This is a genomic window from Photobacterium sp. OFAV2-7, assembly GCF_022347985.1.
Lineage (GTDB): Bacteria > Pseudomonadota > Gammaproteobacteria > Enterobacterales > Vibrionaceae > Photobacterium.
Genome location: NZ_JAKRFQ010000754.1, coordinates 1 through 2,623, shown reverse-complemented (window position 1 = coordinate 2,623; position 2,623 = coordinate 1). Strand labels below are relative to the sequence as shown.

The window sequence follows — 2,623 nt, the reverse complement described above, 5'->3', positions numbered from 1 at the left end:
TAACGCCGGTTGTTATCACTGTTTAATGAAACTGTGCCCGCGACGGAGTCAAAATGGCAAAGCTAACGTTACAAGAGCAGATGCTGAAAGCAGGTCTTGTTGATAAGAAGAAACTAAAAAAAGCAGGAAAATCATCCAAGAAATCGAGAACTCAGGCGAAAGAAGCCAAAGCGGCCGTTGAAGCTAACCGTGCTGCTCAGCTTGCTCAGGATCAGGAGCTAAACCGTAAGAAGCAGGCGGAAGCCGAGAAGAAGGCGATTGCCTCGCAGGTGAAACAGCTGATTGAGATGAATAAGATCGAATGTAACGATGGTGAGATCGGCTACAACTTTACTGACGGTACCCTGGTCAAGAAAATTTATGTCGATAAATCAATTCAGGATCAATTGGTTAGTGGCCGACTGGCGATTGCACGTTACCTTGATAGCTATGCCATAGTACCGGGTGTAGTGGCAGATAAAATCAGCCAGCGTGATGAAGAATCAATCATCGTTAACAATACGGCTGACGAGCAGGAAATGGATGAGGACGATCCGTACGCAGACTTCAAGATCCCTGATGATCTGATGTGGTAATTGACTCAGCTATCCCGGGGTGCCGACTGGCACTCCGCCTTCCTCTTTAATCATTCCTCCTCCGAGTAAGATTATTCTGAATAAGCAAAGTTATGCAGCCTGCTCATAAAGTGGTGTTAGCTAATGGTTTGCAAGCAATTTTTCCTGCCGTCTCAGCGACAAAATGGTAGAGAACGCTATTCCCTCTATACTTCATTCATTGGTTTCGCTTTTTTCCAAGCGTGAATTATGACCTGTGAGGCTAAAATCGGTGATAGTTTGAGCGTTTGGTGCTTTCAGATATAGGATATACGAATAACTTAATGCGAATGAATATCATTTATAGTAGGTTGTGAATGTAATCAGCGTCGTAGGAACATTAATAATGAAGACTGAAATTTCTCGTTGGATAGCGCGAGACCCTGACCCTAAAACACGTGATGAGCTACAACAGCTTATTGACTCAAACGCAGAAGCCGAGCTGGCAGATCGATTCTCCGGACGGCTGGTATTTGGTACTGCCGGGCTAAGGGGAATCGTCGGTGCCGGACCAAACCGAATGAACCGCCTGGTGATTCAAGAAACGGCGATGGGGCTTGGCAAATATCTGCTGGCAACAGAACAGGATGCAGCCGAGCGCGGTGTGATTATCGGTTTTGACGGTCGTCCTGATTCGAAGCGCTTTGCTCACGAGACTGCCTCGGCACTGACCGCTCAAGGGATAAAAGTGTATATGACCACCCATGAAGCACCTACACCTATGGTGGCTTTTGGGGTGAAACACTTTGAAACTGCTGCCGGTGTTGTAGTGACGGCTAGCCATAACCCGCCTGAATATAACGGTTTTAAGGTTTACTGGGGGAACGGTGCCCAGATCATTCCGCCTCATGATTCGGGCATTGCCGAACAGATTGATATCGCAACCCAGCAAGAAATTGAGTTGCTTGATTTAGAGCTGGCTAAACAGCAAGGTTTGTTGTTCTGGTTGAGTGAGTCATTTTACGATACTTATCGTCAGACGGTGAATAAAAGCAAGTTGCTGTCGAACCACACTCAGCCAGCCGGGATTAGCCTGGCCTATACTGCCATGCATGGCGTTGGTGCCAATATGGCAGAAGCACTACTGGCTGATGCTGGCTTTACCCAGGTCTACAGCGTCGCCGAGCAGCGTGAGCCAGACGGCCGTTTTCCTACCGTGAACTTTCCTAATCCCGAAGAACCGGGAGCGATGGACATGGTAATTGCCGAAGCCAAGAAGCATGATGCCACCTTGGCGTGTGCCAACGATCCTGATGCCGACCGGTTTGCGGTTGCAGCTAGAACGGAAGAGGGCGAATACCGGATGCTGACGGGGGATCAGGTTGGTGTGCTACTTGGGCATTACCTGCTGACACATGCCGAGCCGGGGCAAAACCTGGTAGGTGCAACAATCGTTTCCTCAAGCCTATTAAAGCAGGTTGCCAAGTCGGTCGAAGCCAATTACTACAAGACCCTGACAGGTTTCAAATGGTTGACGAATGTCGCTATGCAGCAACAGACGGATGAGAGCCGATTCTTGTTCGCCTACGAGGAAGCTCTTGGTTATACCGTTGGTAGCGATGTATGGGATAAGGATGGGTTGTCAGCACTGGTTGCCTTTGCTCAGCTGGCGGCTGAGCTGGCTGTGAATGGCAAGACTGTTTGGGATCAGCTGGAAGCTATCTACCGTGAACATGGTCTGTATCTGAATGTCCAAAAGAGTATTGCACTACAGCCGGGTTCGCCCCCAATTGGTGATAGCCTGAGAGCCAATCCTCCGGAGACCATTTCTGGTCGCCACATTGTGAAGACGGATGATTTGAAAAAATCACAGACCATTTATACCGATGGCAAGATTGAATCGATCGATCTGCCGTCCAGTGATGTGCTGATCTATTACCTCGACGATGATTCGCGAGTGGTGGTGCGTCCGTCAGGAACAGAGCCTAAGTTGAAATGCTACTATGAAGTGGTTGAGGCGATGAGTCATGAAGATACGCTTGAGCATGCACAGCAGCGTGCAGAGGCTGCAATGGCTGAGTTAATCAGTC

2 protein-coding genes are annotated in these 2,623 nt (G+C 48.8%); both read left to right on the top strand.

Translation table 11 applies throughout. The features are described from left to right. Positions 1–53 precede the first annotated feature (53 nt). Positions 54–575 (top strand): DUF2058 domain-containing protein, encoded by a 522-nt coding sequence (locus MHN01_RS24065; protein ID WP_239413905.1) that lies wholly within the window; start codon positions 54–56, stop codon positions 573–575. Positions 576–939: 364 nt separating this feature from the next. Beyond that, the coding region (locus MHN01_RS24060) for a phospho-sugar mutase (RefSeq protein ID WP_239413903.1) at positions 940–2,623 on the top strand (1,684 nt) is incomplete at its 3' end.